The organism is Massilia sp. CFBP 13721 (assembly GCF_014842025.1).
GTDB lineage: Bacteria > Pseudomonadota > Gammaproteobacteria > Burkholderiales > Burkholderiaceae_D > Telluria.
In genome coordinates this window covers 1-25019 of sequence record NZ_JACYUY010000027.1, presented here as the reverse complement: position 1 = coordinate 25019, position 25019 = coordinate 1, and the positions used below count along the sequence as shown (strand labels likewise).

The 25019-nt window shown below is 67.9% G+C and carries 20 protein-coding genes; all 20 read left to right on the top strand.

What is annotated here, in order from left to right; genetic code table 11:
• Positions 1–12 precede the first annotated feature (12 nt).
• Positions 13–813 (top strand): polysaccharide export protein EpsE, encoded by an 801-nt coding sequence (gene epsE / locus IFT60_RS21390; protein ID WP_192055476.1) that lies wholly within the window; start codon positions 13–15, stop codon positions 811–813.
• A gap of 30 nt (positions 814–843) precedes the next feature.
• Positions 844–2253, top strand: coding sequence for a chain length determinant protein EpsF (epsF, locus tag IFT60_RS21385; RefSeq protein WP_192055473.1), 1410 nt, complete (start codon positions 844–846; stop codon positions 2251–2253).
• Positions 2254–2266: 13 nt separating this feature from the next.
• Positions 2267–3160, top strand: a complete 894-nt coding sequence (gene epsG, locus IFT60_RS21380; RefSeq protein ID WP_374001084.1) for a chain length determinant protein tyrosine kinase EpsG — start codon at positions 2267–2269, stop codon at positions 3158–3160.
• On the top strand, positions 3161–4276 hold the full coding sequence (gene xrtB, locus IFT60_RS21375; RefSeq protein WP_374001083.1) for an exosortase B: 1116 nt from the start codon (positions 3161–3163) through the stop codon (positions 4274–4276).
• On the top strand, positions 4273–4995 hold the full coding sequence (gene epsI, locus IFT60_RS21370) for an exosortase-associated protein EpsI, B-type (RefSeq protein WP_192055471.1): 723 nt from the start codon (positions 4273–4275) through the stop codon (positions 4993–4995). Before xrtB ends, epsI begins: the two co-directional genes overlap by 4 nt.
• 17 nt (positions 4996–5012) lie before the next feature.
• Positions 5013–6554 (top strand): O-antigen ligase family protein, encoded by a 1542-nt coding sequence (locus IFT60_RS21365; protein WP_192055469.1) that lies wholly within the window; start codon positions 5013–5015, stop codon positions 6552–6554.
• A 70-nt stretch (positions 6555–6624) separates the two neighbouring features.
• The gene (locus IFT60_RS21360; protein ID WP_192055466.1) at positions 6625–8130 is read left to right on the top strand and encodes an oligosaccharide flippase family protein; all 1506 of its coding nucleotides are present in this window, start codon (positions 6625–6627) and stop codon (positions 8128–8130) included.
• A gap of 1 nt (position 8131) precedes the next feature.
• A complete protein-coding gene (locus tag IFT60_RS21355) occupies positions 8132–9340 on the top strand; it encodes a glycosyltransferase family 4 protein (RefSeq protein ID WP_192055464.1) in 1209 nt (402 codons plus the stop codon).
• On the top strand, positions 9330–10094 hold the full coding sequence (locus IFT60_RS21350) for a glycosyltransferase family 2 protein (protein ID WP_192055462.1): 765 nt from the start codon (positions 9330–9332) through the stop codon (positions 10092–10094). Before IFT60_RS21355 ends, IFT60_RS21350 begins: the two co-directional genes overlap by 11 nt.
• Before the next feature lie 295 nt (positions 10095–10389).
• Positions 10390–12627: a heparinase II/III domain-containing protein gene (locus IFT60_RS21345; protein WP_229511064.1), complete on the top strand. Its 2238-nt coding sequence runs from the start codon at positions 10390–10392 to the stop codon at positions 12625–12627.
• A 121-nt stretch (positions 12628–12748) separates the two neighbouring features.
• Positions 12749–13633: a beta-1,6-N-acetylglucosaminyltransferase gene (locus tag IFT60_RS21340; RefSeq protein WP_192055459.1), complete on the top strand. Its 885-nt coding sequence runs from the start codon at positions 12749–12751 to the stop codon at positions 13631–13633.
• 393 nt (positions 13634–14026) lie between these two features.
• Positions 14027–15256, top strand: coding sequence for a glycosyltransferase (locus tag IFT60_RS21335; RefSeq protein ID WP_192055457.1), 1230 nt, complete (start codon positions 14027–14029; stop codon positions 15254–15256).
• Positions 15238–16521, top strand: a complete 1284-nt coding sequence (locus IFT60_RS21330) for a phenylacetate--CoA ligase family protein (protein ID WP_192055455.1) — start codon at positions 15238–15240, stop codon at positions 16519–16521. Before IFT60_RS21335 ends, IFT60_RS21330 begins: the two co-directional genes overlap by 19 nt.
• A gap of 118 nt (positions 16522–16639) precedes the next feature.
• The gene (locus IFT60_RS21325) at positions 16640–17713 is read left to right on the top strand and encodes a glycosyltransferase family 4 protein (RefSeq protein ID WP_229511062.1); all 1074 of its coding nucleotides are present in this window, start codon (positions 16640–16642) and stop codon (positions 17711–17713) included.
• A gap of 164 nt (positions 17714–17877) precedes the next feature.
• A complete protein-coding gene (locus IFT60_RS21320) occupies positions 17878–19701 on the top strand; it encodes a heparinase II/III family protein (protein ID WP_229511060.1) in 1824 nt (607 codons plus the stop codon).
• A 48-nt stretch (positions 19702–19749) separates the two neighbouring features.
• Positions 19750–20880, top strand: coding sequence for a non-hydrolyzing UDP-N-acetylglucosamine 2-epimerase (gene wecB, locus IFT60_RS21315; protein WP_192055453.1), 1131 nt, complete (start codon positions 19750–19752; stop codon positions 20878–20880).
• Between the two features lie 8 nt (positions 20881–20888).
• Positions 20889–21638, top strand: coding sequence for a WecB/TagA/CpsF family glycosyltransferase (locus IFT60_RS21310; RefSeq protein ID WP_192055450.1), 750 nt, complete (start codon positions 20889–20891; stop codon positions 21636–21638).
• Between the two features lie 219 nt (positions 21639–21857).
• The gene (gene galE, locus IFT60_RS21305) at positions 21858–22862 is read left to right on the top strand and encodes a UDP-glucose 4-epimerase GalE (protein WP_192055448.1); all 1005 of its coding nucleotides are present in this window, start codon (positions 21858–21860) and stop codon (positions 22860–22862) included.
• A gap of 114 nt (positions 22863–22976) precedes the next feature.
• Positions 22977–24140 carry a nucleotidyltransferase family protein gene (locus IFT60_RS21300; protein WP_192055445.1) on the top strand — a complete coding sequence of 388 codons (1164 nt, stop codon included), beginning with the start codon at positions 22977–22979 and terminating at the stop codon, positions 24138–24140.
• Between the two features lie 11 nt (positions 24141–24151).
• On the top strand, positions 24152–25019 hold an 868-nt coding region (locus IFT60_RS21295; protein ID WP_192055443.1), incomplete at its 3' end, for a mannose-1-phosphate guanylyltransferase/mannose-6-phosphate isomerase.

The following is a 25019-nucleotide window of genomic DNA, read 5'->3' as shown; positions in this document are numbered from 1 at the left end:
ACAGGAGCGATCATGACCTCACTACGACACTGGATTGCCGCCGGCCTGCTGGTACTGGGTGCGGCGTTCGCGACGGGGTTCGCAGTTGCAGCCGAAGTACTGCTCGGCCCGGGGGACGTGGTGCGCCTGTCCGTCTATGGCAGTCCCGACCTGTCGGTCGAGACACGCGTGAGCGAAGGCGGCACGATCACTTTCCCGCTGCTGGGCCAGGTCGCGGTGGGCGGCCTGTCAGTGGCGGCGGCCGAGAAAAAGATCGGCAACCTGCTCGAGAAGGGCGGCTACCTGAAACAGGCCGAGGTCAACATGCTGGTCACGACGCTGGCGAGCCAGCAGGTGTCGGTGCTGGGCCAGGTCAACCGGCCGGGGCGCTATCCGGTCGAGGGGCGGCGCAAGGTGCTCGACCTGCTGGCGATGGCGGGCGGCGTCAGCGCCGAAGGGAGCGACCTCATCAGCCTGGTACGCACGCGCGACGGCAAGACCAGACGCGAAACGATCGACATCGTCGACATGGTGCGCAAGGGCGAGCTCGACAAGGATGTCGAGGTGGCCGGCGGCGACATCATCTTTGTCGAACGGGCGCCGCGTGCCTATGTGACCGGCGAAGTGCAGCGGCCCGGCGCGTTCCGCATCGAGCGCGGCATGACGGTGCAGCAGGCGATCTCGGCCGGCGGCGGGCTGACCCCGCGCGGCAGCGACAGCGGCATGCGCATTACCCGGCGCGAGTCCGACGGCCGCGCCGTCACGCTCGAGGTGCGTGCCAGCGATCCGGTGCAGGTCGACGACGTGATCACCGTGCGCGAGAGCTGGTTCTGAGCCGCATCGGAGCCGCATAGTGGAGCCGCCATGAACCTGCGCCAATTTCTCTCCTTGCTGCGCGCGCGGCGGCGCCTGATCCTCGCGACCCTGTTCGCCACCATCCTGCTGGCGCTCGGCTGGAGCCTGATCCAGAGCAAGACCTATACGGCAACCGCCTCAGTGCTGCTGAACTACAAGGGCGTCGATCCGCTGACCGGCCTGACGATGCCGGGTCAGCTCCTGCCCGGCTACATGGCGACCCAGATCGACATCATCAGCAGCAAGAATGTGGCCTTGCGCGTGGTCGACCGGCTGCGCCTGGCGACGAGTCCGGCCGTGATCGCCCAGTTCCAGGAAGCGACCGAGGGCAAGGGCACGGTGCGCGACTGGCTGGCCGACCTGCTGCTCCGGCGGCTCGACATCAAGCCGGCGCGCGAATCGAGCGTGGTCGAGATCGGCTTCAAGGGCGCCGACCCGGCGTTTTCGGCGGCGGTGGCGAACGCTTTTGCCGAGGAATACCAGAATGCCAGCGTGCTGTTGAAAACCGAGCCGATGAAAAAGGCCGCCTCCTATTTCAACGAACAGACGAAACAGCTGCGCGACAACGTCGAAAGCGCCCAGTCACGCCTGTCGAAGTACCAGCAGGAAAAGGGCATCGTCAGCCTCGACAACAACCGCGTCGACGTCGAACTGTCGCGCCTGAACGACCTGTCGAGCCAGCTGGTGGCGGCGCAGGCGGCGGCGCTCGAAGCCACCTCGCGCGAGCGCATGGCGGGCGGGGGCGCCGCCAATTCACCCGACGTGGCGAACAATCCGCTGATCCAGAACCTGCGCGTGGGATTGGCCGCGGCCGAGGCCAAGCTGGCCGAGGGGGCGGCGCGCTATGGCGCCAGGCACCCGCAATACCTGGCCACGCGCGCCGAGGTCGAGAAGATGCGCGCCGACCTGAATGCGGCGCTCGGGATGGTGTCCAAAAGCGTCGGCGGCAACGCCCAGGTCCTGCGCCAGCGCGAGGACCAGTTGCGCGAAGCGCTGGCCGCGCAAAAGACCCGCGTGCTCGAACTGAACCGCACGCGCGACGAACTCGGCGTCCTGCTGAAAGACCTCGACAGCGCGCAGCGCGCGTTCGATGCCGCCAGCGGGCGCTTCTCGCAGACCCGCATCGAAGCGCAGGCGGAGCAATCCGACATCGCCGTCCTGAACCCGGCGGTGGCGCCGGCCGAACCGTCCGGTCCACGCGTGCTGCTCAATACGCTCGTCGCCATCCTGCTCGGCACGGTGCTGGGGCTCGGGCTGGCCCTGCTGCTCGAATTGCTGCAGCGTCCGGTGCGCTCGGCCGGCGACGTGCAGGAGCTGCTCGGCATTCCCGTGCTCGGGACCATCGAATGGCATGCGCAGCCGCGGCGCGGCGGCTTGCCGGCGCTGTTCAGGCCGCGCAGGCCCTTGCGCCTGAATTGAAAGGATTGTTCCGATGAATTCACCGATCCTGTCGCCGCTGCCGCCCGATGCGCCAGGCATGGCCGATGCTGCCGATGTGGCGGACTCGCGCATGGGCATGCTGCTGCAGGAGGCGGGCAAGCTGACGCTTGAAGATGCCGAGCGCGTGCTGCGCATGCACCGCGACCTCGGCATCCGCTATGGCGAAGCGGCGCTGCGCCTGGGGCTGGTCGGCGAGGACGACATCCGCCAGGCACTGGCGCGCCAGTTCGCCTATCCCTACGTGCTGCCGGGGCAGGCCGGCTATTCGGCGCGGCTGGTCGCGGCCTACGAGCCGTTCTCGCCCCAGGTCGAGGCCTTGCGCGCGATCCGCAGCCAGCTGATGCTGCGCTGGTTCGCGCGTGGGCGGCGCGCGCTGGCGGTCGTCGGCGCCGACCCGGACGACGGCGCCGCCCTGTTCGCCGCCAACCTCGCCGTCGTCCTCTCGCAGCTCGGCGAGCAGACGCTGCTGGTGGACGCCAACCTGCGCGCCCCGCGCCAGCACGACATCTTCGGCTTCAAGCCGCGCCAGGGCCTGTCCGACCTGCTCGCGGGGCGTACCGGCCTCGACGTCGTCCATCGGGTACCGGATTTCGTCGACCTGTCGGTGCTGCCGGCCGGTACCTTGCCGCCCAATCCGCAGGAGCTGCTCAGCCGCGACATCTTCCGCAGCCTGCACACGCTGCTGGAAAGCCGCTACGACATCCTGCTCTACGACCTGGCGCCGTTCGGCGCCGGCGTCGATGCGCTGGCCGCGGCCAGGCAGGCCGGCGGCGTGCTGCTGGCCGCCCGCAAGGACCATACGCGCGTGGCCGATGTCGCGCGCATAGCCGAGCAACTGGTCGAGGCGGGCGCCGAAGTCGTCGGCGCCGTCATGATGGAGTTCTGAGTGAGCGCGGACGCACGCTCCGGCTTCGCGGTGCCGAGCGCGCCGGGTAGCGGCCAATCGGCGCCGGGTAGCGGCATTGGGGCCGGTGTCGACATCGGCATCGGGACCGGCTTGGGGGGCGGATCCAGCGCTGGGTCCGGCACCAGCGCCGAGCCTGCACGCGCCGCCACGGCCGATGCCAGCGCCGGCGCCGGGGCCAGCCGTCCAGGCACGCGAGGCAGCGCGTGGCCCCGGGCCACGCTGGGCATGCTACGGACGGCACTGGCCGCTGCCGCCCCAGAATGGTGGCCGGTCTGGCTCGGCCTGGCCGTGCTGTTCCTGCCCACCTTTGCCAGCCTGTTCAGCGGCGCCTGGATCGGCGAGGAACAGGGACATGGGCCGATGATCTTCGGCCTGGCCTTGTGGCTGATCTACCGCAAGTGGCCCGAGGTAAGGGCGCTGGGGCCGGCGGCGTCGGCGGCCGCCGGCTGGCCGGTGCTGGCCTGCGGCCTGCTGCTGCACCTGCTGGGGCGCACGCAGCACATCCTGATGTTCGAGATCGGCGCCATCGTCCTGACCCTTGCCGCGGTCGTGCTGGTCAAGCGCGGCGCGGCGGCGCTGCGCGTGCTGTGGTTTCCCTTCTTTTTCATGCTGTTCATGGTGCCGCTGCCGAGCGAATTCGTCGCCGCGGTGACGATGCCGATGAAGATGGCGGTGTCCTGGGCCACCGAGCACTTGCTGTTTGCCGCCGGCTATCCCGTGGCGCGCGCCGGCGTGATCCTGCAGATCGGCCAGTACCAGTTGCTGGTGGCCGATGCCTGCGCCGGCCTGCAGACCCTGCTCACGCTCGAGGCGCTGGGGCTGTTCTACCTGAACCTGATGCGCCACCCGTCGGCCTTTCGCAATGTCGGGCTGGCGCTCCTGATCGTCCCGATCTCGTTCTCGGCCAACGTCATCCGCGTGATCGTGCTGACCCTGGTCACCTATTACCTGGGCGACGCCGCCGGACAGGGCTTCCTGCACGGCTTTGCCGGCATGGTGCTGTTCCTGACCGCGCTGGCCTTGATCCTGGCGGTCGACTCCGGCCTGCAATGGATGGCGCGCCGGCGCGCCGGCGTGCGGGGGAAGGGACGATGAACCGGCGCTTCCTCTCCAGCCTGCTGCTGGGCGTGGCGATGGCCGTCGCCTCGGCCTTGAGCATCGCGCTCATGCCGTCGCCAAAGGCCGTGGCGGCGCAGGCGGCATTCAGCCTGGAGGCGATGATCCCGGCCCGTTTCGGGGCGTGGCGCATCGATCCGCACATCATCCCGCTCACGCCCAATCCCGAGCAGCAGGGCGTGCTGGAAAAGATCTACGACCAGACGCTGTCGCGCACCTATGTCGACGCGGCGGGACGGCGCGTGATGCTGTCGATCGCGTATGGCGGCGACCAGAGCAAGGCGTTGCAGCTGCACTTGCCCGAGGTCTGCTACGTGGCCCAGGGTTTCGAGCTGCTGCGCGACGGCAGCGACCGCCTCGCCACGCGCTTCGGCGTCCTGCCGGTGCAGCGCCTGGTCGCGCGCCAGCAGGAGCGCAACGAACCGATCACCTACTGGATCACGATCGGCGAACACGCCACCCGTTCCGGCATCGAACAAAAGCTGCGCCGCCTGGCCTACGGCCTGTCGGGCGAAATCCCCGACGGCATGCTGGTGCGGGTATCGAGCATCTCGAACGACGAGCCCGCCGCCTGGCGCGTGCAGGACCGCTTCATCGCCGAACTGCTGGCCGCACTCGGCGCCCCCGACCGCACCCGCCTCATCGGCAGCGGCATTGGCGCTGGCAGCGGCAGCGGCAACCGCAGTGGCCGCGGTTGACACCTGGGGCGGCGGCCATGCTTGACACCTTCCTCCAGTATGTCTTCACCTCGCTGCCGTTTGCCGTCGTGGTCTTGCTGGCGCTGGCCGGCGTGCTGGCCGCCGGGCTCGGCCTGGTGTGGCCGCGCCTGCTCGTCTACCCGTATCTGTGCGCCTTTTTCTGGATGTCATCAACGACCTACGGCAGCCTGGCCGTGTTCGTCACACCCGGCGTCTACAGCCGCGGTTCGGGCTTGCTGCTGTTTCCGGTGGTGCTGTGGACCATGCTCGGGGTGTGGTGCTGCGCGCGGGTCGCGGCCGGATTCCGGCGCGGCGTGGCGCCAGATTGCAACCTGCGGCCCTGGTTCTGGGGCTGGGCGGCGCTGCTGTGCGCCCATGTGGGTGCGGCGGTGCTGGCCGGCGTGCCGCCCAGGGAGGCGCTGGCGCCCTCGGGCTTTTCCAACATCGTCTGGATGGGGCCGCTTGTCGCGCTGCTGCTGCTGGCATTTCGCACCCGTGAGGAGGCGATCGAGCTGGCGCGCTTCGTCATGCTGGCCGGCCTGGTGCGCGCGCTGTATGGCCTCGGACGCTGGGCGGCGTTTGGCGGCGACCCGAACAATGTGTACGCGAACATGAACGCGATCCGCATCCGCCTGACCTTCTTCGACATCAACGACAGCCTGCTGTGCATGATGGCTTGCGCAATCGCCGCTGTCGGCCTGTTCGGGCCGCGCCCGGCATTGGCTGCGTCTGCTTCCTCGGCTGCGGCTGCGCCGGCGGCCCGGTCCGCACGTGTATTCAACGCGGCGATCCCGCGGACCGGCCCCGGCCCGGTCTGGCGGGCCCTCGAATGGCTGACCCTGCTGGCGACGGCGGCCTGCATCGTGCTGTCCTACCGGCGCAGCGCCTGGATCGGTTTCGTATGCGGCTGCGCGGTGGTACTGCTGCGCTTTCCGCCGCTGCGGCGCATCCAGCTGGCGCTGGCGGCGCTGCCGCTGGTGGGCGGCGCGCTCAGCTATGCCGCCCTGAGCCGGCTGGGCCAGGCCAAGGGCAGCAGCAGCGGCCTGGCCAGCCTGCTCTACGACATGCAGTCGCGCCGCTTCGGTCCGGAAAGCGAGCGCGTGCTGGAACTCAAACTGGTGCTGGCCGACATCCTGGCGCGGCCATTCACCGGCATCGGCGCCTGGGGCCGCTACACCGGCTACCAGCAGATTTCCTGGCAAGCCAATCCGGACGGCGGCCTGTTCGTGCACAGCGGCATCCTGCACGTGGCGCTGAAAGCCGGCCTGCCCGGCATCGCGCTGCTGGCGGGCACGGTCTGGGCCTTCGTGCTGGCGGCGCGCCGGACCTTGCGCAGCCTGCCGCCCGAATTGCTGGGCCTGGGCACGGCCGGCGTCGCCGCCGTCGCCTTCATGATCCCCGACGTCCTGATCGGTACGCCGTTCCCCCAGGTGCGCACGACGCAAATGCTGGCCGTCGCGCTCGCGCTGCCGTATGTGGCGCTGGCCGCCGCCGGCGTCCCGGCACCCGCCAAACGCAGCACGCACGTGCGCCTGCGGCCCGACGTGGCGCCCGCATGATGGCCCGCATGCGCCCCTCGTCCGGCACGGCCCGGCCTGCATCCACCCATCCCGCCGTCGGCGATCCACCATGAACCTGCGCCTGCTCCGCAACGCCTGGTCGAACCTGCTCGGCGCCGCCGTGCCGGCGCTGGCGGCGCTGGCGACCGTGCCCCTGGTCGTGGCCGGGCTGGGCGAGGCCGGCTACGGGCTGTATTCGCTGGTGACGGCGATCGTCGGCTATTTCGCGGTGATCGACATCAACGTCACCGCCGGTTCGGTCAAGTACATCGCCGGCCAGCATGCGCGCGGCGAGCACAGGGAGGTGGCCGCGACCTTCTGCTTCGGCCTGGCCGTCTACCTGTTGATCGGCATGGCGGGTGCGCTGGGGATTTTTGCCGGCGCCGAGGTGCTGGTGACGCGCGTGTTCGCGGTGCCGCCGGCGCTCGGAATCGAGGCGGTGGCCTGCCTGCAGCTGGCCGCGCTCGGCTTCCTGTTCGGCCAGTTGCAAAGCTACCTCAACAGCGTGCCGCAAGGGCTGATGCGCTTCGACGTATCGGGACGGATCGAGATGGTGTTCGGTACCCTGGTGCCGCTGCTGACGGTGGCGGTGCTGTTGACGGGGCATGGCTTGCTGGCGGTGATTGCGCTGCGCGTGCTGGCCAGCGGCGTGCATTGCCTGGTGCTGTGGCGCGGCATCCGCCGTTTATTGCCGGAACTGCGCTGGCGCTGGCCGGGGCGCAGCCTGCGCGCGAACATCCTCGGCTTTTCGGCCTGGTCGTGCCTGTCGCGCTTCGCGGCCTTATCATATGCGCATGCCGACAAGCTGATCATCGGCGCCCTGGTCGGCGTCACCGGCCTGGCGTATTTCACGGTGGCGTCTACCCTGGCCAACCGGGTGCTGGGGCTGACCTTTCGCATGTCCGGCATCTTTTTCCCGGCGGCCAGCGCCCTGGCCGCGGGCGGCGAACTGGCGCGCCTGGACCGCGCCTACGTCAAGGCGACGCGCTACGTGGTTTACCTGAACGCCTCGATGCTGGTGCTGCTGGCCGTATTCGCCTATCCCTTGCTGGCGCTGTGGATGGGAGCCGAGTTCGCCCGCAACGGCGCCACCGTGCTGGCGCTGATCGCGCTGGCGCAATGCATCGATTCGCTGACCAGCCTGCCGTCCCTGGTGAACGACGGCATGGGCCACCCGCGCCTGTCCGGCCTGTTCGCGCTGGCGCGGGCGCTGGCCGGGCTCGGCATCGTCTACCTGGGCGTGGCCGGCTGGGGCATCGTCGGTGCGGCCTGGGGCCACCTGGCGGCATCGATCGTGTTCACGCTGGCCTTCATCGTCGTTGTGCACGGGCGCACCGTGCCGACCGGCCTTGTGCGCCTGTGCACACGTGCTTACCTGCCGGGGATGGGCGCGGCGGCCGTGGTGGCGCTGTTCGCCGCCCTGGCCGAACGCCTGTTCGACCGCAGCCTGGCCGACTTCGTGCTGATCCTGGCCACCACGGCGAGCTTGCTGGCGCTGCTCGGCATGGTGTTCATCGCCGAAGCGGGCGACCGGCGCTGGGCCTGGGCGCGCGTCAAGGCGCTGGCGGGAGGCTGATGTGCGCATCCTGCTCGTTTCCGAAGACTTGCCGGGCATCCAGGTCGGTGGCCTGGGCAAGCATGTGGTCACGCTCGGCAATGCGCTGCTGGCGCGCGGCCACGGCGCCTGCATTCTCGGGCGCAGCGATTGCGGTCCCGACGGCGCGGCGCAAATCGGCTTTCGCGGCCGCTTCGAACCCGGCTTCGCTTATGGCCACCAGGGCTGGAAGGAAAAGCAGCTGGGTGTGTTCAATCCCCTGAAACGGCCGTTTATCGCGCGCCGGATCGCCGCCGCCATCAACCGCCATGCCGCCGGCTTCGACGCCGTGCATTACCACGGCCACTTGCCGGCGGTCGGCCTGTACGTCGACCCGCAGGTCAATTTCGTGCAGACCCGCCACGACCAGGGCAGCGAATGCCTGGTGCACCTGCGCTTTCGCGATGGCGCGGCGTGCACGACGCGCAATCCGCGCGATTGTTCAGCCTGCATCCGGCGTGACGCCGGCGCCGTGCGGCGCGCGGTCACCGGGCTGGCCGTGGACGGCTACCGCCAGGCCAGCGCGCGCGCCTTTGCCGCGCGCAAGACCGTGTTCGTGTCGGATTTCCTGCGCCGCCAGTTCCTGCGCGCGGTGCCGGGCGCCGACTTGCGGCGCTGCCGCGTGATCCCGAACTTCGTCGACTACGCCATGCTGCGCCGGGCCGCCGCCGCTGCGCCGTCGCCGCGGGCAGGGGAGGTGGCGCTGGTCGGGCGGGTCGATGCGGGCAAGGGCTTCGGCGAATTCCTGGCCGCGACCAGTGGGCGCCTGCCGCCCCACGCGCGCATCAGCATCGCCGGCGACGGCCCCGAACGCGCGCCCCTCGAAGCGCGCCACGGCGGGCCGGCCGTGCGCTTTCTCGGCTGGCAACCCTATCCGGCGGCGCTCGCGCTGGCGGCGCGCAGCCATGCCTGCGTGGTGCCCTCGACCTGCGAGGAGGCGTGTAGCACCACCGTGCTCGAAGCGCTGGCGCTGGGCAAACCGGTGCTGGCGCTGGCACGCGGCGGCACGCCGGAACTGGCCAGTTATCAACACTACCCGGGGCAGTTGCGCCTGGCCGACAGCATGCCGGAGCTGGTCGAGCGCCTGCGTACGACGCTGGACCAAGCCCCGCCGCAGCAGCAGCCCGGTATCCGTTTCGGTGCTGACGCCGCCCTCATCCTCGACCGCCTGGTGGACCTGTATGAAGAATGAACCGCGATTTTCAATCGTCACCTGCACCTGGAACAGCGCCGCCACCCTGGGCGACACGCTAGCCTCGCTGCAGGGCCAGACCTGGCGCGACTTCGAGCATATCTTCGTCGACGGCGGCTCGCGCGACGGCACGCTCGACATGCTCGCCGCCTATGACGCCGACAAGCGCATCCTGCACGACGTCGGCGGCGGCATCAGCCGCGCCATGAACCGCGGCATCGAAGCCGCGCGCGGCGACATCGTCGCCCACCTGCACGCGGACGATTATTACGCCAATCCGGACGTGCTGGCGCAGGTGGCGCAGACGTTCGACGCCAGCGCTGCCGCCTGGGTGGTCGGCAAGATCCAGGTGCTCAGGGAGGGGCGCCTGCTGCCACCCTACCCGCAGCGACCCTTCAGCTACGCGGCCTACGCGGCGGGGGAGGCGGCGATCCCCCATCCAGCCGTGTTCGTGCGGCGCGAATGGTTCGGGCGCGTCGGCGGCTTCGATCCGCGCCTGCGCTACGCGATGGACATCGACCTCTGGCTGCGCCTGGCCGCCGCCACGCCGCCGGTCCAGCTCGACGCAACCCTGGCCGTATTCCGCGAACATGCCGGCAGCATCTCGACGCGCAACAAGTTGCGCGCGCGCGAAGAAGAATTTCGGGTGCGCAAGCGCCATGCGCACCGGGCGCCGCTGGCCTTCGCGGTGTATTGCATGCGTTACCTGAAACGCATGCACGGCGTGCGCCGGGCAAGCGTGATTCCCGGCTGACAAGGCGTGTTGGCGCTTTGTCTTTGTGAACAAAACACAGCAGTTAATAGTGTGAAATTCAGGGCAAACAACTGTGTTGCTCTGAGGTCAGATTTCCGTGATGCAAGTGAAAAAAGGATGAGTTCGCGAAAAAAGTTGCCGTTGTTCAATTTCTTACTGCGGTAACATCATTTCGTTCGTGCGGCGGGCTCTGCAGAAGTTGTGCACCAGACGCCGTTCTCGGCAGTCTGCGGAAGGCCAGCATACGGCGCTGGCCGGTCCGCCGCACTCATCCATCGTTCTCGGAGCATCATTCATGAAATCCCAACTTCGGGGCCTGGTCCAGGCCCTTGCCCTGGCATCGCTGTGTGCGCTGTCCCTGAATGCGCACGCGGACTGGGCCCAGGCGACCGATCCGCTGATCGTCCAGCCGGGTCCGGCGGGCGGCGCCGTCCAGGCGCAGAATCCGCCAGGCTTCACCTGGGCGCGCCATCCGGCCGGGCCGGCTGCGTATGACATCGAAATTACTCCCGCCGGCGGCGCGCCGACCGTCGCCGTCGTCGACCGCAACTGGTATCTGCCGGCCAAGGCGCTGCCGCTCGGTAATTACACCTGGCGCGTGCGTCCCAGCGGCGGCGGCGACTGGTCGACGCCGCGCAGCTTCGCGCTGACGGCGCGCTCGACCGTGTTCGAAGTGCCGGACAACGCCACGCTGCGCGCGCGCATCGCGGGCAAGGCCAGGCCGCGCGCCTTGCCGCCGTCGTTCACCCTGTATTCGACCTGGAGCGCGGGCAAGAAGGCCGAGCTCGATCCCTACGTCAGCCGCATGACCAACGAGATCAAGCTGCAGATCAATGCCTTGCCGGTCCTGAACGACGCGCGCTGGCCGATCACGATCGCCACGCCGCTGACGGCCGCCATGGCCTCGCAGCAGACCGACATCCGCCAGCGCATCAACGAAGCGAGCCGCCAGCTCGAAGCGGCCGCGGCGATGTGGCGCATGAAGCGCGATCCGCTGTTCCTGAACGAAGCGCTGCGCAAGGGCGACCAGCTGGCCAGCCTCGACCCGAAAGGCCCGACCAGCTATGCCAACCAGGACCAGGCGACGCGCCAGATCTCGGTGTCGCTGATCAAGGCGGTCGACTCGCTCGCCGGCGACCTCGACGGCCCGCGCAAGGCGCGCTGGCTGGAAACGGTGCGCGTGCGTACCGAGGAAATCTACCGCAACCTGGCTGGCGACAATGGCCGCCTCGACCAATACCCGTTCGATTCGCACGGCAATACGAGCCTGGTGTTCCTGGTGCTGATTTCCTCGCTGTCGCTGGGCGACATCCCGGAAGCGCAGAAGTGGTTCGACTTCTCGTTCCGCGCCTACGCCAATGCGCCGTCGCCCTGGGCCGGCCCGGAAGGCGGCTTCGCCAACGGTACCGCCTACGCCGAATACGCAGCCGGCTACCTGGTGCAGCTGTGGGACCCGCTGACCCAGGCGACCGGCGTGAATTTCTACGCCAAGCCGTGGGCGCTCGGCTTCCTCGACTTCGCCACCCAGTTCACGCCGCCGGGCTCGAAGATCCACGCCTTTGGCGACGGCTCGGAAACGAAACCCGACACCCGCGTGTTCCACGCCTTCGGTTCGCGCATGGTGTCGCCGCGCGCGGCCTGGTACGTCTCGAAACTGGGCGGCACCGAAGACACGCTGTCGCTGCTGCAGGCGCCGTACCCGATGCCGGTGGCCGATACCAAGACCCTGGCGCCGCCGTCGAACAGCGCGTATTACCCGAGCATCGGCTGGGTCGCGATGCATAGCGACATCGGCACCAGTGCGCGCAGCTCGCTGTTCTTCAAGTCGAGCCCCTACGGTTCGTTCAACCACAGCCACGGCGACCAGAACGGCCTGCTGCTGTCGGTGGCGGGGCAGCCGCTGCTGGTGAAAGCCGGCTGGTACGACTGGTACGGTTCGCCCTACTGGACCGACTGGTACCACCAGACCCGCTCGCAGAATTCGATCACCTTTGATGGCGGCAAGGGCCAGCTGGTGAACGGCTACCGCGAACAGCTGCAGCGCAACGGCAAGATCATCGGCTTCGCCGCCCAGCCGAGCTACGACTTCGCCGTAGGCGACGCCACCGCCGCCTACGGTGGCCAGCTGACGATGGCCAAGCGCCAGGTCTGGCACCTGCGTAACGCCAGCAACGCGATCCTGGTGCGCGACCGCCTGTCGGCGACCGTGCCGCACACCTATGAATTCAACCTGCACGCCCCGGTGGCGATGACGGTGGAAAGCCCGGGCGCGGTGAAGATCGCCGTCAACGGCCAGTCGGTGTGCGTGCGTTCGCTCAACGGCGACGCCAGTTTCAAGCAGTGGATCGGTCCGGGCGCCAAGGCCAACGTGGTCGAAGACCATGGCGCCTTCTACCTGCCGAACGACGGCAAGTCGGTCGCCGAATTCCTGGTGCTGCTCGACGTCGGCTGCAAGCGGCCGGAAGTCAAGGTGAGTACGTCTGGCACCGTGCGTACGGTCACTGTTGCGGGGCAAAGTGTCACGCTGAACTGAACGCAGGCGGGCGGCCAGCCCACGTTATAGTCGGTGCGCCTGCGGTGGTCCGATGCGTGATGAAAATCGTCCCCGCGGCCCGTGTGCCGCCGGGACGTTTTTTATGGCCGAGGAGGGAGCGATGAAACAGGTGTTCCTGATCCATGCGCACAAGGACCTCGCCCAGCTCAATGCGCTGCTGGCGCGGCTGGCCGACCCGGACTTCATCCTCTACGTCCACCTCGACCGCAAGTGGCGCGTCGATCCGGCCCGGGTCGATGCGCGCGCGCACCAGGTCACGCCGCGCCGCGACGTGCGCTGGGGCACGTTCAGCCAGGTGGAAGCAACGCTGGCCTCGGTGCGCCACGTGCTCGCGCGCGAAGCCGCCTTCGACAAGATGCTGTTCCTGTCGGGGCAAGATTATCCGCTGCTGTCGAATACCGCGCTCAAGGAGGCCCTGGCGGCGCTGGAGGACGTCGAACTGATCGACACCGTGCCGCTCGGCCCGCAGGGCTGGCCGGCCAACTACCGCTACGAATATTTTTACAGCGAAGGCAGCGCCTTGCCGCTGCGGCTGGTGCTGGCGCTGGCCAACCGCACCCTGCGCCTGCTGCGGCGCACGCGCCGCTTTCCCGCCGGCCTGCAGCCCTACGGCGGCTCGACCTGGTGGACGCTGTCGCGCGCCTGCCTGGCCGAGCTGCTGGAGCAGGTCGCGCGCCGTCCCGCATTGTCGCGCTTCTTTCGCAGCGTGCTGTGTGCCGATGAAATGTTCTTCCAGACCCTGGTGATGGCCTCGTCCGCCAGGCAGCGCGTACTGGGGCGCAACTACCGCTACGTGCAGTGGCCGGACGGCAGCGCGCGCAACCCGCAGGTGCTGACCGAGGCCGATGTCGAGCGGGTGCGCGCTTCCGGGGCGCATTTCTGCCGTAAGTTGGAGAGTGGCAGGAGCGATGGGTTGCGGGCGCTGCTCGACGCCTGCGCCCTTGATACGGGCAGCGTGCAAGGGGCCGGGGAGGAACAGCAGTAGCCGTCATTCCGCTCAGTCAAGCCTACCCGCGCTGTTTTCCAGCTAGAACTTGCCACACTGCCCGAATTTCGTTAATCGTAGGGTGGACTCTCGAGTCCACGCGGTACTGCACATGCATTTCGAAAAGCGCAGCGTAGCCCCGAAGCACATACGTGAAGGGGTCCCCGGAGCGCTGGGGTATGCACAGGTACTAACGCGTGGACTCGGGAGTCTACCCTAAATATCGCGAAATGCGCATTGCACGACAAGGTTCTGTACATGAACGGCGTTCCAGCAGCAGCCAGCCATTCCTCCTTGATCGCCCTCAATCGCGCGCCCCGCGCGCTTGCCCCGCGGCGGGCCTGATTCCACAGGGCCTGCGCTAGTATCGACGCGACACCTCGACAGGCTCCCATGCGCACCCGCTCATTTTCGATTGCCTTCATCGTCCGCGACCCGCTGCCGCCGCTGCGCGCCGACGTCGCGACCTTGTTCGGCGCCGAGATGCCGCGCCACGGCGTATTCACCGAGCTGGTGGGGCAGGGCGGGGAAGCAGGAGGCAAGCCCTGGGATGGGGGCGGCATGCACGTCGTCGGCAGCCTGAAAAACCGCTTCGCCAGCCTGCTCGCGCCGCTCTGGGATGCGCTCGGCCTGCTGCGCGCCTGGCGCCGCGAGCGCCCCGACTGCATCCAGGTGCGCGACAAGGTCGCCAGCGCGCTGCTGGGCCTGCTCGCGGCGCGCCTGCTGCGCATTCCGTTCGTCTACTGGATGTCGTTCCCGATCGTCGAAGGCTTCGAGGCGCGCCGCGCCGCGATGGCAGGGCAGCGGCGCTGGGCGGCCTGGCTCGGGCATGCGCTGCGCGCGGCGCTTGCGCGTCCAGTCGTTTACCGGCTGGTGCTGCCGCGCGCCGACCACGTGTTCGTCCAGAGCGACGCGATGCGCGACTGGCTTGCCGGGCGCGGCATCGCCTTCGAGCGCATGACGCCGGTGCCGATGGGGGTCGACGCCGCCGTCTTCGACCGCGCCGCCATCACCCCCAGCCGCGATCCGCGCCTGGCCGGACGCCGCGTCGTGCTCTACCTGGGGCGGGTGGCGCAGTCACGCCGATCGGACTTCCTGCTCGACGTGATCGCCTGCCTGCGCACGCAGTTGCCCGAGGCCTTGCTGGTGATCGCCGGCGAAGCGCCATCAACGGATGAAATGATCTGGATGCGCACCGCCATCGCGACGCGCGGCCTGTCTCACCACGTGCTGCTGACCGGCTGGCTGCAACAGGCGGACGCGCTCGGCTATGCGGTGCGCGCCGAAGTGGGCCTGTCGCCGATTCCGCGCGGGACGCTGTTCGACGTCTCGTCCCCGACCAAGCTGGTCGAATACCTGGCGCTCGGCATCCCCGGCGTGGCCAACGACATTCCCGACCAGCAGCGGGTGATCGAGGAGAGCGGCGCCGGCCTGTGCGTGCCGATGCAGGCCGAGGCCTTTGCCGCCGCCACCTTGCGCCTGCTGCGCGAGCCCGCACTGGCCGCGCAATGCGCCGCCCGCGGCCCGCCCTGGGTGGCGGCGCACCGCACCTACGGCATCCTGGCGCAGGGCGTCGCCCATGCCTACCAGCGCATCCTGGCGCCATGTGGACCTGGTCGCTGAAAGCCACGCTGCGCTCGTTCGCGCGCACGTTGCTGCGCGGCCTGTGGGGCCGCCTGCTGGTCTACCCGCGCCTGGCGCGCCATGAACGCTCGGCCGAAGACTTGAACCGGTACATCGCCGATCGCGCGCGCCGCCTGGGCGTCGCCGTCGCGGCGGACGGCACCCGGCTGTGCCTGGCCGGCGCGCACGGCGCGTTCACGACCAAGGCCATGCTGCGCGAGCATCCGGAACGCTTCCTGCGGCCGCGCACGCCCGGTTCGCTCTTGCGCGCCACGATCCGCACCAGCGGCACCTCGGGCACGCCGCTGTCGCTGGTGCAAACCCTGGGCGCCGTCATCCGCGAGGAGGGCTTCGTGCAGCGCCAGTTGCGCTGGATCGGCTGGCGCCCCGGCGATCGGCGCGCCTGGATCCGCGGCGACATCGTCTGCCCCGACCGCCCGCCGGACGGGCGCTACTGGTGCCACGACCGCTGGGGGCGGATGCTGCTGATGTCTTCGTATCACTTGTCCGAAGCGACCATCGGCGCCTACGTCGCTGCGCTGGAACGCTACGATCCGGTCGTGCTGCACGCCTACCCGTCGTCGGTGGCGGCGCTGGCCGCCTGGCTCGATGCGCACGGGCGGCGCTATCGGGGCCTGGCGCTGCGCGGCGTGCTGACCTCGTCGGAAACGCTGGAGCCCGGCGTACGCACGCTGGTCGAACGCAGCTTCGGGGTGCGCGTGTTCGACTGGTACGGCCAGGCCGAGCGGGTGGCGGCGATCGGCACCTGCGAAGCGGGCAGTTATCACGTACTGACCGATTACGGCGGCGTCGAGCTGCTGGCCGGTGACGACGGTACGTATGAGCTCGTCGGCACCACGCTGAACAACCCGGCCATGCCGCTGGCGCGCTACCGCACCGGCGACCGCGTCGTGCCGGGCGACGGCCGTCCGTGCGCCTGCGGGCGCGTGTTTCCGACCGTGGCGCGGGTGATCGGGCGCCAGGAACGCAGCATCCATTTGCCGGACGGGCGCATCGTGACCCGCCTCGACCGCGTATTCCAGGGGCACGACCGGCACTTGATCGAGGGCCAGGTGTTGTATCGGAGCGACGGCCGTTTCCGCTTGCGCATCGTCGCCACCCCCGGGTTGACGGCCGCGCACGAGGCCGCTTTGGTTGCCGCCTTCCTGCTGCGCGTACCGGGCGTGGAAGTAGGGGTGGAGCGGGTGGCGGCGATTGCGCGCGGCCCCAACGGAAAGTTCGAATTTATCGCCGTCGAGGCATGAACTGTGCGCGGAAAGGGCAACTGATAATGTATGATCGAAATATTGTGCCTTTATCAAGAATAGTGAACACGCTTTCCACCACCAGATCGTCGGACCTCCGTGCTGCCGGAGTTCGCGCATGAAGACGCGCGCGCCGCGCATCCTGATGCTGGGTACCGCGCCCGACGGGCGGGGTGGGGTGGCGGCGCTGGTGGCGGCATTGCGTGCCGGCGGCCTGTTCGAGCAGGCCCAGGTGCGCTACGTCAGCACCCACCGCGAAGGCAGTTCCCTTGCCAAGCTGGAAGCGGCGGTGCGCGGCGGCTGGCAAACCTTGCAGGCTTGCCTGTGGCGGCGCCCGGCCATCGTGCATGCGCACGCGGCCTCGCACGCCAGCTTCGCGCGCAAGTCGCTGCTGCTGTGGCTGGCGCGTTGCGCCGGCTGCCAGACCATTTTCCACCTGCACGGCGGCGGCTTCCGCCAGTTCGCCACCATCGAATCAAGCGCCCTGATGCGGCGCTGGATCCGCCATACGCTCGAGCGCAGCTCGCTCGTGATCGCCCTTACCGAAGGCTGGGCCGGCTTCCTGCGCAGCTTCGCCCCGCGCGCGCGCGTGACGGTGGTGCCGAATGCGGTGCCGCTGCCGGCAAGCATTCATCAAAGCGCCGCCCCTGGCCGGATACTGTTCCTCGGGCGTGTCGAGGCCGCCAAGGGCGTGGCCGAGCTGTTCGATGCCGTTGCGCTGCTGGCGCCGCGTTTCCCGGAGGTGCACCTGGTGTTGGCCGGCGATGGCGACCTGGCCGCCTGGCGCCGCGCCGCGGCCGAGCGCGGCATCGAGGGACGGGTTACCCTGGCCGGCTGGCTCGATGCCGCCGCCCGCGCCGAACAGCTGGCACGGGCCGACGTGTTTTGCCTGCCCTCGCACGCCGAAGGCTTGCCGATGGCATTGCTCGAAGCCATGGCGGCCGGCAAGGCCGTGGTCGCGAGCGCCGTCGGCGGGATTCCCGAAGCCGTGCAGGGCGGCGACAACGGCTTGCTGGTACCTGCGCACGATAGCGCAGCGCTCGCTGCCGCGTTGGCAAGTATGCTGGCGGATGCCGGCCTGCGGCAAAGGCTGGGCGAACGCGCGCGCGCCACGGTGGCGCGGCACTATTCAACCGAAGCAGTATGCGGCCGTCTGGCTGCGATCTACAACGACCTGGTGGGGAATCGATGAACGCTACAGTACGCATGGTTTGGTGGGTGAATCGTCTGCGCTGCATGTCGGTGGCCGAAATCGGCTACCGCGTGCGCCGGATGGCACGCACGAAAATGGCCCGTGGGGCCGCCTTGCGCGCCGTATCGCCAACAACAGCATCATCGGCAGCCGCGGCGGCGCCCATGCCGCGCGCACGCAGCTTCCACGTCCGCGGCGCCCCGGCGCTGAGCCCGGCCCAGGTCGACGCCCTGCTGGCCGAAGCCGACCGCATCTGCGCCGGCCACGTGGTGCTGTTCGCCGACCGCAGTTTCGACGTCGGCGTGCCGACCGTCTGGAACCGCGACCCGGACAGCGGCGTCACCGGTCCCGCCGTGTTTGCCGGCGACATTGCCATCGACAACCCCGAACTGGTCGGCGACATCAAGCACGTGTGGGAGCTGAACCGCCACCTGCACCTCGTGCGCCTGGCCCAAGCCTGGAGCGTCAGCGGCGACGTGCGCTGGCTGCATGCGCTCGAGCAGCAACTGCGCAGCTGGCTCGACCAGTGTCCACCCCTGAACGGCCCCAACTGGACCAGCCCGATGGAGCTGGGCATCCGCCTGATCAACTGGGCGCTGCTGTGGCAACTGGTGGGCGGCGAGGCGAGCACGCTGTTTGCCGGCGAATCGGGCCAGCGCCTGCGCACCGACTGGCTCGACAGTATTCACGCCCATTGCCGCACCATTTCGCGCAACCTGTCGCGCCACTCCTCGGCCAACAACCACCTGATCGGCGAACTGGCCGGCCTGTTCGTGGCGAGCTCGGTCTGGCCCTGCTGGAAGGCGTCCGGCGCCTGGATGGAACAGGCGCGGCGCGAACTCGAACAGCAGGCGCGCCTGCAGTATTCGCTCGACGGCGTCAACCGCGAGCAAGCCTTTGGCTACCACGTGTTCTCGGCCGAGTTCCTGTTCGTGGCGGGACTGGTGGGGCAATCCTGCGACGTGGCGTTTTCGCGCACCTACTGGAGCGTGCTGCAGCGCGCGCTGCGTTTCCTGCGCTCGGTGCGCGATATCAACGGCCATGTGCCGAACGTGGGAGACAGCGACGACGGCAGCGTGTTCCGCCTCGCCGTCGCCGGCAGCGACCGCGCGGCGCAGTTGCTGGCGCTTGGAGAAACCGTGTTCGGCGGCCAGCCGTCCGATCACCCGGGCGTGCGCTGGCTGCTGCACGCGCTGCCCGGCAAGCGGCCCGACGCCGACCCGCACGAATCCGACACCGGCTGGTCCTTCCCCGATGGCGGCTACCTGCTGTTCGGCTCGCATTTCGGCGAGGAAAACGAAATCAAGGGCATGCTCGATTGCGGCCCGCTCGGCTACCTCGGCATCGCCGCGCACGGCCATGCCGACGCGCTGTCGATGACGCTGTCGGTGGCGGGGGAGCAGGTACTGATCGATCCGGGTACCTATTCGTACTGGCAGGAACAGAAGTGGCGCGACTATTTCCGCGGCACCTCGGCCCACAACACGGTGCGCGTCGACGGGCGCGACCAGTCGGTCTCTGGCGGGCGTTTCATGTGGCTGCGCAAGGCGCGCGCCACCATCGAGCGCATGCCGGCCTCGCCCCATGAATTCGATTTCCGCGGCTCGCACGACGGCTATACGCGCTTTGCCGACCCGGTGCGCCACCTGCGCAGCGTGCGTTACGACGCCGCCAGCAGCACGCTCGTCGTGCGTGACGAGGTGGCCGCGAAAAAGGCGCATCCGCTCGAGCTGTTCTGGCATTTTGCGCCCGAACTGAACGTGCGCCTGACCAGCACTGGTTTGCATGTGCGCGGCAAGCGCTTCGCGCTGCAGATGCATGCCACCGGCGCCGACCTGAAGCTCGAACTGGTGCGCGGTGCCGAGAACCCACCGCTCGGCTGGTACTCGCGCGGCTACGAATCGAAGGAGCCGAGCGACGTGCTGCGTATCTCAACCGTATCGTCCGCCGTTCCGGTCGAATGCAGGTTTACAATAACGTTTTTTTAATGTTGTCCGTTTTCCATAATTATTACAGTGGTATAGGGAAGTCTGAACATGCTCATTTATCTGGTCGCGGGCGCTAGGCCCAATTTCATGAAGATCGCGCCGATCGTGCGTGCGCTGCAGGCGCAGTCGGCACTGTCGTTCAAGATCATCCACACCGGTCAGCATTACGATCGCGAGATGAACGACGTCTTCTTCGAGGAACTCGGCATTCCGCAACCGGACGTCTTCATGGCCGCCGGCGGCGGCAGCCATAGCCAGCAGACGGGAAAGATCATGGTCGGCTTCGAGGAACTGTGCATCGCCGAACGTCCGGCCGCCGTGCTGGTCGTGGGCGACGTCAACTCCACGCTGGCCTGCTCGATCGTCGCCAAGAAACTCAACATCCCGGTCGCCCACGTCGAGGCCGGCCTGCGCAGCGGCGACATGTCGATGCCCGAGGAAATCAACCGCCTGGTGACCGACAGCATTTCCGACTGGTTCTTCGTGACCGAACCGGCGGCGCTCGAACACCTCAAGCGTGAAGGCAAGCCGGACTCGGCCGTGCATTACGTCGGCCACGTGATGGTCGACAACGTCCTGTTCCAGGCCGACAAGCTGACCCACGCCGACACTTCCGGCTTCGAAACCGCCGCCTTCAAGGCGAGGGCGCAGCAAAACGGTGGCCAGGGCAAAGGTAAATACGGCGTCGTCACCATGCACCGCCCGAGCAATGTCGACGACCGCGTCATCTTCACCCGCATCGCCGGCGCCCTGAAGGAAATCGCGAGCGAGCTGCCGCTGATCTTCCCGGTGCACCCGCGTACCCGCGCCAACATCGAAAAATTCGGCATCGACCTCGGCCCGAACGTGACCCTGGCCGGCCCGCAAGCCTACATGGCCTTCCTCAATCTGTGGAAGGACGCGGCCGTGGTGCTGACCGATTCCGGCGGCCTGCAGGAAGAAACCACGGCCCTCGGCGTACCATGCGTGACCATCCGCGAGAATACCGAGCGTCCGGTGACGGTCGATGAAGGTTCCAACGTGCTGGCCGGCACCGATCCCGAGAAAATCATGCTGGAAGCACGCAAGGTCTTGCGCGGCGAAGGCAAGCAGGGCCGCCGCCCGCACCTGTGGGACGGCAAGGCCGCCGAGCGCATCGTGGCAGTATTGGCCAAAGAGTTGGCGCTGAAAACCGCCTAGGCACCGCCATGACCCCCGCCATCACGATGATGGGCTGCAGGATCGACAATCTGTCGATGGAGGAAACCCTCTGCCGTATCGAGGAATTCATCCGCTCCGGCAAGCCCCATCAGCACGTGGTGGTGAACGTGGACAAGCTGGTCAAGGCCAGCCGTGACGAAGAACTGCGGCGCATCATCAATGCCTGCGCGCTGGTCAACGTCGACGGCATGCCGGTGGTGTGGGCGTCGCGCCTGCTGGGCAAGCCGCTGAAGGAGCGCGTCGCCGGTGTCGACCTGTTCGAGGCGCTGATGCGCAGGGCGGGCGAGCGCGGCTGGCGCGTGTTCCTGCTGGGGGCGCGTGCCGAGGTGGTGGCCGCGGTGGCCGACAGCTACGCGCGCCGTTATCCGCAACTGGTCATCGCCGGTTGGCGCGACGGCTACTGGCAGGGTGAGGCGCAAGAAGCGGCGGTGGCCGCGCAGGTACGCGACAGCCGCGCCGACCTGCTGTTCGTGGCGATGGGCTCGCCCAGGAAGGAACAATTTCTCGGACGCTGGCAGGAGACCATGGGCGTGCCGTTCGCGATGGGCGTGGGCGGCACCTTCGACGTGGTGATCGGCCGCGTGAAACGTGCGCCGCGCTGGATGCAGCGCGCCGGACTGGAATGGTTTTACCGGTTTTTGCAGGAACCGCGGCGCATGTTCCGCCGCTATTTTATCGAGGACATGGCCTTCATCTGGCTGCTGGTAAAGGAAGCGGCGCGCACGCGCAGGTACTGAATAAAACGCGTTCAACAGGAGGCTCAGGGCAAGGCGCACCGTCGAAGACAGTACGCTAGTACGGCGAGACGGTGCAACGCCGCCATGGGCCTCCTGTTGGACGCGGTAGGGAAGACGCGGTCGTAAGAACCGCTACTGAAGGACAAAGAGGGGACGGTTTTCAACAGCCGTTCTGGAGCGCCGAAACAGGCGCGCATAATTGTGAAGAGAGTGACGACAATGAAGATTCTGGTTACTGGCGGCGTGGGCTATATTGGTTCCCATACCGTCGTCGAGTTGCAAAATGCCGGGTACGACGTGGTCGTGGTCGACAATCTCTCCAACGCCCAGCGCACGGTGCAAGAGCAAGTGCACAAGATTACCGGCAAGTCGTTCGATTTCGTCGAAGCCGACATCCGCGACCGCGCCGCCATGGAAGCGGCCTTTGCCGCCCACAAGGTCGATGCGGTGATCCATTTCGCCGGCCTGAAAGCGGTCGGCGAATCGGTGGCGCAGCCGCTGCGCTACTACGACAACAACGTGTCGGGCAGCGTCGTGCTGTTCGAGACGATGGCGAAGTTCGGCGTCAAGACGCTGGTCTTCAGCTCTTCGGCCACCGTCTACGGCGATCCGGCGTCGGTACCGATCACCGAGGACTTCCCGCTGTCGGCGACCAATCCCTACGGCCGCAGCAAGCTGATGATCGAAGACATCCTGCGCGACCTGATCAAGGCCGAGCCGGACTGGCATATCGCGCTGCTGCGCTACTTCAACCCGGTCGGCGCCCATGAAAGCGGCCTGATCGGCGAATCGCCGTCCGGCATCCCGAACAACCTGGTGCCCTACATCGCCCAGGTCGCCACCGGCCAGCGCGAAAAACTGTCGGTGTTCGGCGGCGATTACCCGACCCCGGACGGCACCGGGATGCGCGACTACATCCACGTCGTCGACCTCTCGATCGGCCACGTCAAGACCCTGGAAAAGCTGGCGCAAGGCCCCGGCCTGCTGACCTACAACCTCGGCACTGGCAATGGCAACAGCGTGCTGGAAATGGTGCGCGCCTTCGAAGCGGCCTGCGGCCGTCCGATCGCCTACCAGATCGTCGACCGCCGCCCGGGCGACATCGCCAAGTGCTATGCCGATCCGGCGCGCGCACGCGATGAACTGGGCTGGGTCGCCACGCGTGATGTCGCGCAGATGTGCGCCGATACCTGGCGCTACCAGACGATGAGCGCGCAGGCCTGAGGCTGCGGCGGCACACGACAACCAGTCAACGAAAACGTCATACCAGACCAATCCGGGCGGGCGCGCCGCAGAACGGCGCATCCGTCCCACAGCATACGAAACGAGGGCGTTTTAATGAAAGCTATGATTCTCGCGGCAGGCAAGGGCACACGCGTTCGTCCGCTCACCTACGATCTTCCGAAACCGATGATCCCGCTGCTCGGCAAGCCGGTGATGGCTTACCTGGTCGAGCACCTGAAAAAACATGGCGTGACCGAAATCATGGTCAACGTCAGCTGGCTGCACGAAAAGATCGAAGAGTATTTCGGCGAGGGCGAGCAGTTCGGCGTCCAGATCGGCTACTCGTTCGAGGGCTATACCACCGACGACGGCACCATCGTGCCCGAGCCGATCGGTTCGGCCGGCGGTATGAAGAAGATCCAGGAATTCGGCCAGTTTTTTGATGACACCACGATCGTGATGTGCGGCGATGCGCTGATCGACCTCGACCTGAAAGCGGCCCTGCTCGAACACCGCCGCAAGGGCGCGATGGCCTCGGTCATCACCAAGGAAGTCCCGTGGGACAAGGTCTCGTCGTACGGCGTCGTCGTCACCGACGAAGAGGGCCGCATCACCGAGTTCCAGGAAAAGCCGAGCCAGGAAGAGGCGAAGTCGAACTTCATCAGCACCGGCATCTATATTTTCGAACCCGAAGTGATCGACCTGATCCCGCCGGGCGTGACCTTCGACATCGGCTCCGAACTGTTCCCGCTGCTGGCCGAGCGCGGCCTGCCGTTCTTCGCTCAGGGCCGCCCGTTCAACTGGCTCGACATCGGCACCATGTCCGACTACTGGGAAGTGCTGCAGACCGTGCTGACCGGCGAAGTCAATCACATGGACGTGCCCGGCACCCAGATCGAACCGGGCCTGTGGGTCGGCCTGAACACGAGCATCGACTGGAACGGCACGACCATCGAGGGCCCGGTCTACATCGGTTCGGGCGTGCGCATCGAAGCGGGCGTGCACATCGTCGGACCGACCTGGATCGGCCACGGCAGCCATATCTGCGAAGGCGCGGAAATTGTCCGCAGCGTCTTGTTCGAATATACGCGTGTGCTGCACGACGTGACGCTCAACGAGATGATCGTATTCAAGGAATACAGTGTCGACCGTGCCGGAGAGATGAAGCACGCCTCCGAATACAGCTCCGAGGAATGGGTGAATGCGCGCGATCGCCGCCGCAGCAGCCGCAAGGAAGGCGCCGGTCAAAAAAAAGTAGCAAGCGGGAATAATCGATAGAAAGCCCAGGCATGAAAATTTACCCAGTGATTCTCTCCGGCGGCGCCGGCACCCGTTTGTGGCCGCTCTCGCGCGCCGTGCTGCCGAAGCAATTGCTGCCGCTCGTCGCCGACAAGACCATGCTGCAGGACACCGCGCTGCGCGTGGCCGGCCTGCCGGGGCTGCAGGCGCCGCTCGTCGTGTGCGGCAATGACCACCGCTTCATGGTGGCCGAGCAGCTGCGCGCGGCCGGCATCACGCCGCTGGGTATCCTGCTCGAACCGGCCGGGCGCAATACCGCACCGGCGGTGGCCGCGGCGGCGCACTACCTGAAGGCGATCGATCCCGAGGCGGTCATGCTGGTGCTGCCGGCCGACCACGTGATCGAAAACACGGGCGCCTTCAAGGAAGCCGTCGCCCGCGCCGCCGGCCTGGTGGCAGGCGGCGGCCTGGCCACCTTCGGCATCGTGCCGCAGGCGCCGGAAACCGGTTACGGCTACATCCGCCGCGGCGCGGCGCTGCCCGGCTGCGATGATTGCTACCAGGTGGAGCGCTTCGTCGAAAAGCCGGACCTGGCCACCGCCGAAGGCTTTGTCGCCGATGGCGGCTACTACTGGAACAGCGGCATGTTCATGTTCGCCGCCGACCAGTACCTCACCGAGCTGGCCAGTTTCGCTCCGGCCATTGCCGAGGCGGCCGAAAAAGCGGTCGCCACCGGTTACCGCGACCTCGACTTCTGCCGCCTCGACGAAGCCGCGTTCTCGAGTTGCCCGTCGGACTCGATCGACTACGCGGTCATGGAGCGCACCGCCAACGCAGTCGTGGTGCCAGCCGACATCGGCTGGAGCGACGTCGGCTCCTGGTCGGCGCTGTGGGAAGTGCAGCAGCACGACGAAAACG

Excerpts from the sequence above, each read along its gene's own strand:
- epsE (WP_192055476.1), top strand. The coding sequence starts at position 13 with ATGACCTCACTACGACACTGGATTGCCGCCGGCCTGCTGGTACTGGGT.
- epsF (WP_192055473.1), top strand. The coding sequence starts at position 844 with ATGAACCTGCGCCAATTTCTCTCCTTGCTGCGCGCGCGGCGGCGCCTG.
- epsG (WP_374001084.1), top strand. The coding sequence starts at position 2,267 with ATGAATTCACCGATCCTGTCGCCGCTGCCGCCCGATGCGCCAGGCATG.
- epsI (WP_192055471.1), top strand. The coding sequence starts at position 4,273 with ATGAACCGGCGCTTCCTCTCCAGCCTGCTGCTGGGCGTGGCGATGGCC.
- IFT60_RS21365 (WP_192055469.1), top strand. The coding sequence starts at position 5,013 with ATGCTTGACACCTTCCTCCAGTATGTCTTCACCTCGCTGCCGTTTGCC.
- IFT60_RS21360 (WP_192055466.1), top strand. The coding sequence starts at position 6,625 with ATGAACCTGCGCCTGCTCCGCAACGCCTGGTCGAACCTGCTCGGCGCC.
- IFT60_RS21350 (WP_192055462.1), top strand. The coding sequence starts at position 9,330 with ATGAAGAATGAACCGCGATTTTCAATCGTCACCTGCACCTGGAACAGC.
- IFT60_RS21345 (WP_229511064.1), top strand. The coding sequence starts at position 10,390 with ATGAAATCCCAACTTCGGGGCCTGGTCCAGGCCCTTGCCCTGGCATCG.
- IFT60_RS21340 (WP_192055459.1), top strand. The coding sequence starts at position 12,749 with ATGAAACAGGTGTTCCTGATCCATGCGCACAAGGACCTCGCCCAGCTC.
- IFT60_RS21335 (WP_192055457.1), top strand. The coding sequence starts at position 14,027 with ATGCGCACCCGCTCATTTTCGATTGCCTTCATCGTCCGCGACCCGCTG.
- IFT60_RS21330 (WP_192055455.1), top strand. The coding sequence starts at position 15,238 with ATGTGGACCTGGTCGCTGAAAGCCACGCTGCGCTCGTTCGCGCGCACG.
- IFT60_RS21325 (WP_229511062.1), top strand. The coding sequence starts at position 16,640 with ATGAAGACGCGCGCGCCGCGCATCCTGATGCTGGGTACCGCGCCCGAC.
- IFT60_RS21320 (WP_229511060.1), top strand. The coding sequence starts at position 17,878 with ATGCCGCGCGCACGCAGCTTCCACGTCCGCGGCGCCCCGGCGCTGAGC.
- wecB (WP_192055453.1), top strand. The coding sequence starts at position 19,750 with ATGCTCATTTATCTGGTCGCGGGCGCTAGGCCCAATTTCATGAAGATC.
- IFT60_RS21310 (WP_192055450.1), top strand. The coding sequence starts at position 20,889 with ATGACCCCCGCCATCACGATGATGGGCTGCAGGATCGACAATCTGTCG.
- galE (WP_192055448.1), top strand. The coding sequence starts at position 21,858 with ATGAAGATTCTGGTTACTGGCGGCGTGGGCTATATTGGTTCCCATACC.
- IFT60_RS21300 (WP_192055445.1), top strand. The coding sequence starts at position 22,977 with ATGAAAGCTATGATTCTCGCGGCAGGCAAGGGCACACGCGTTCGTCCG.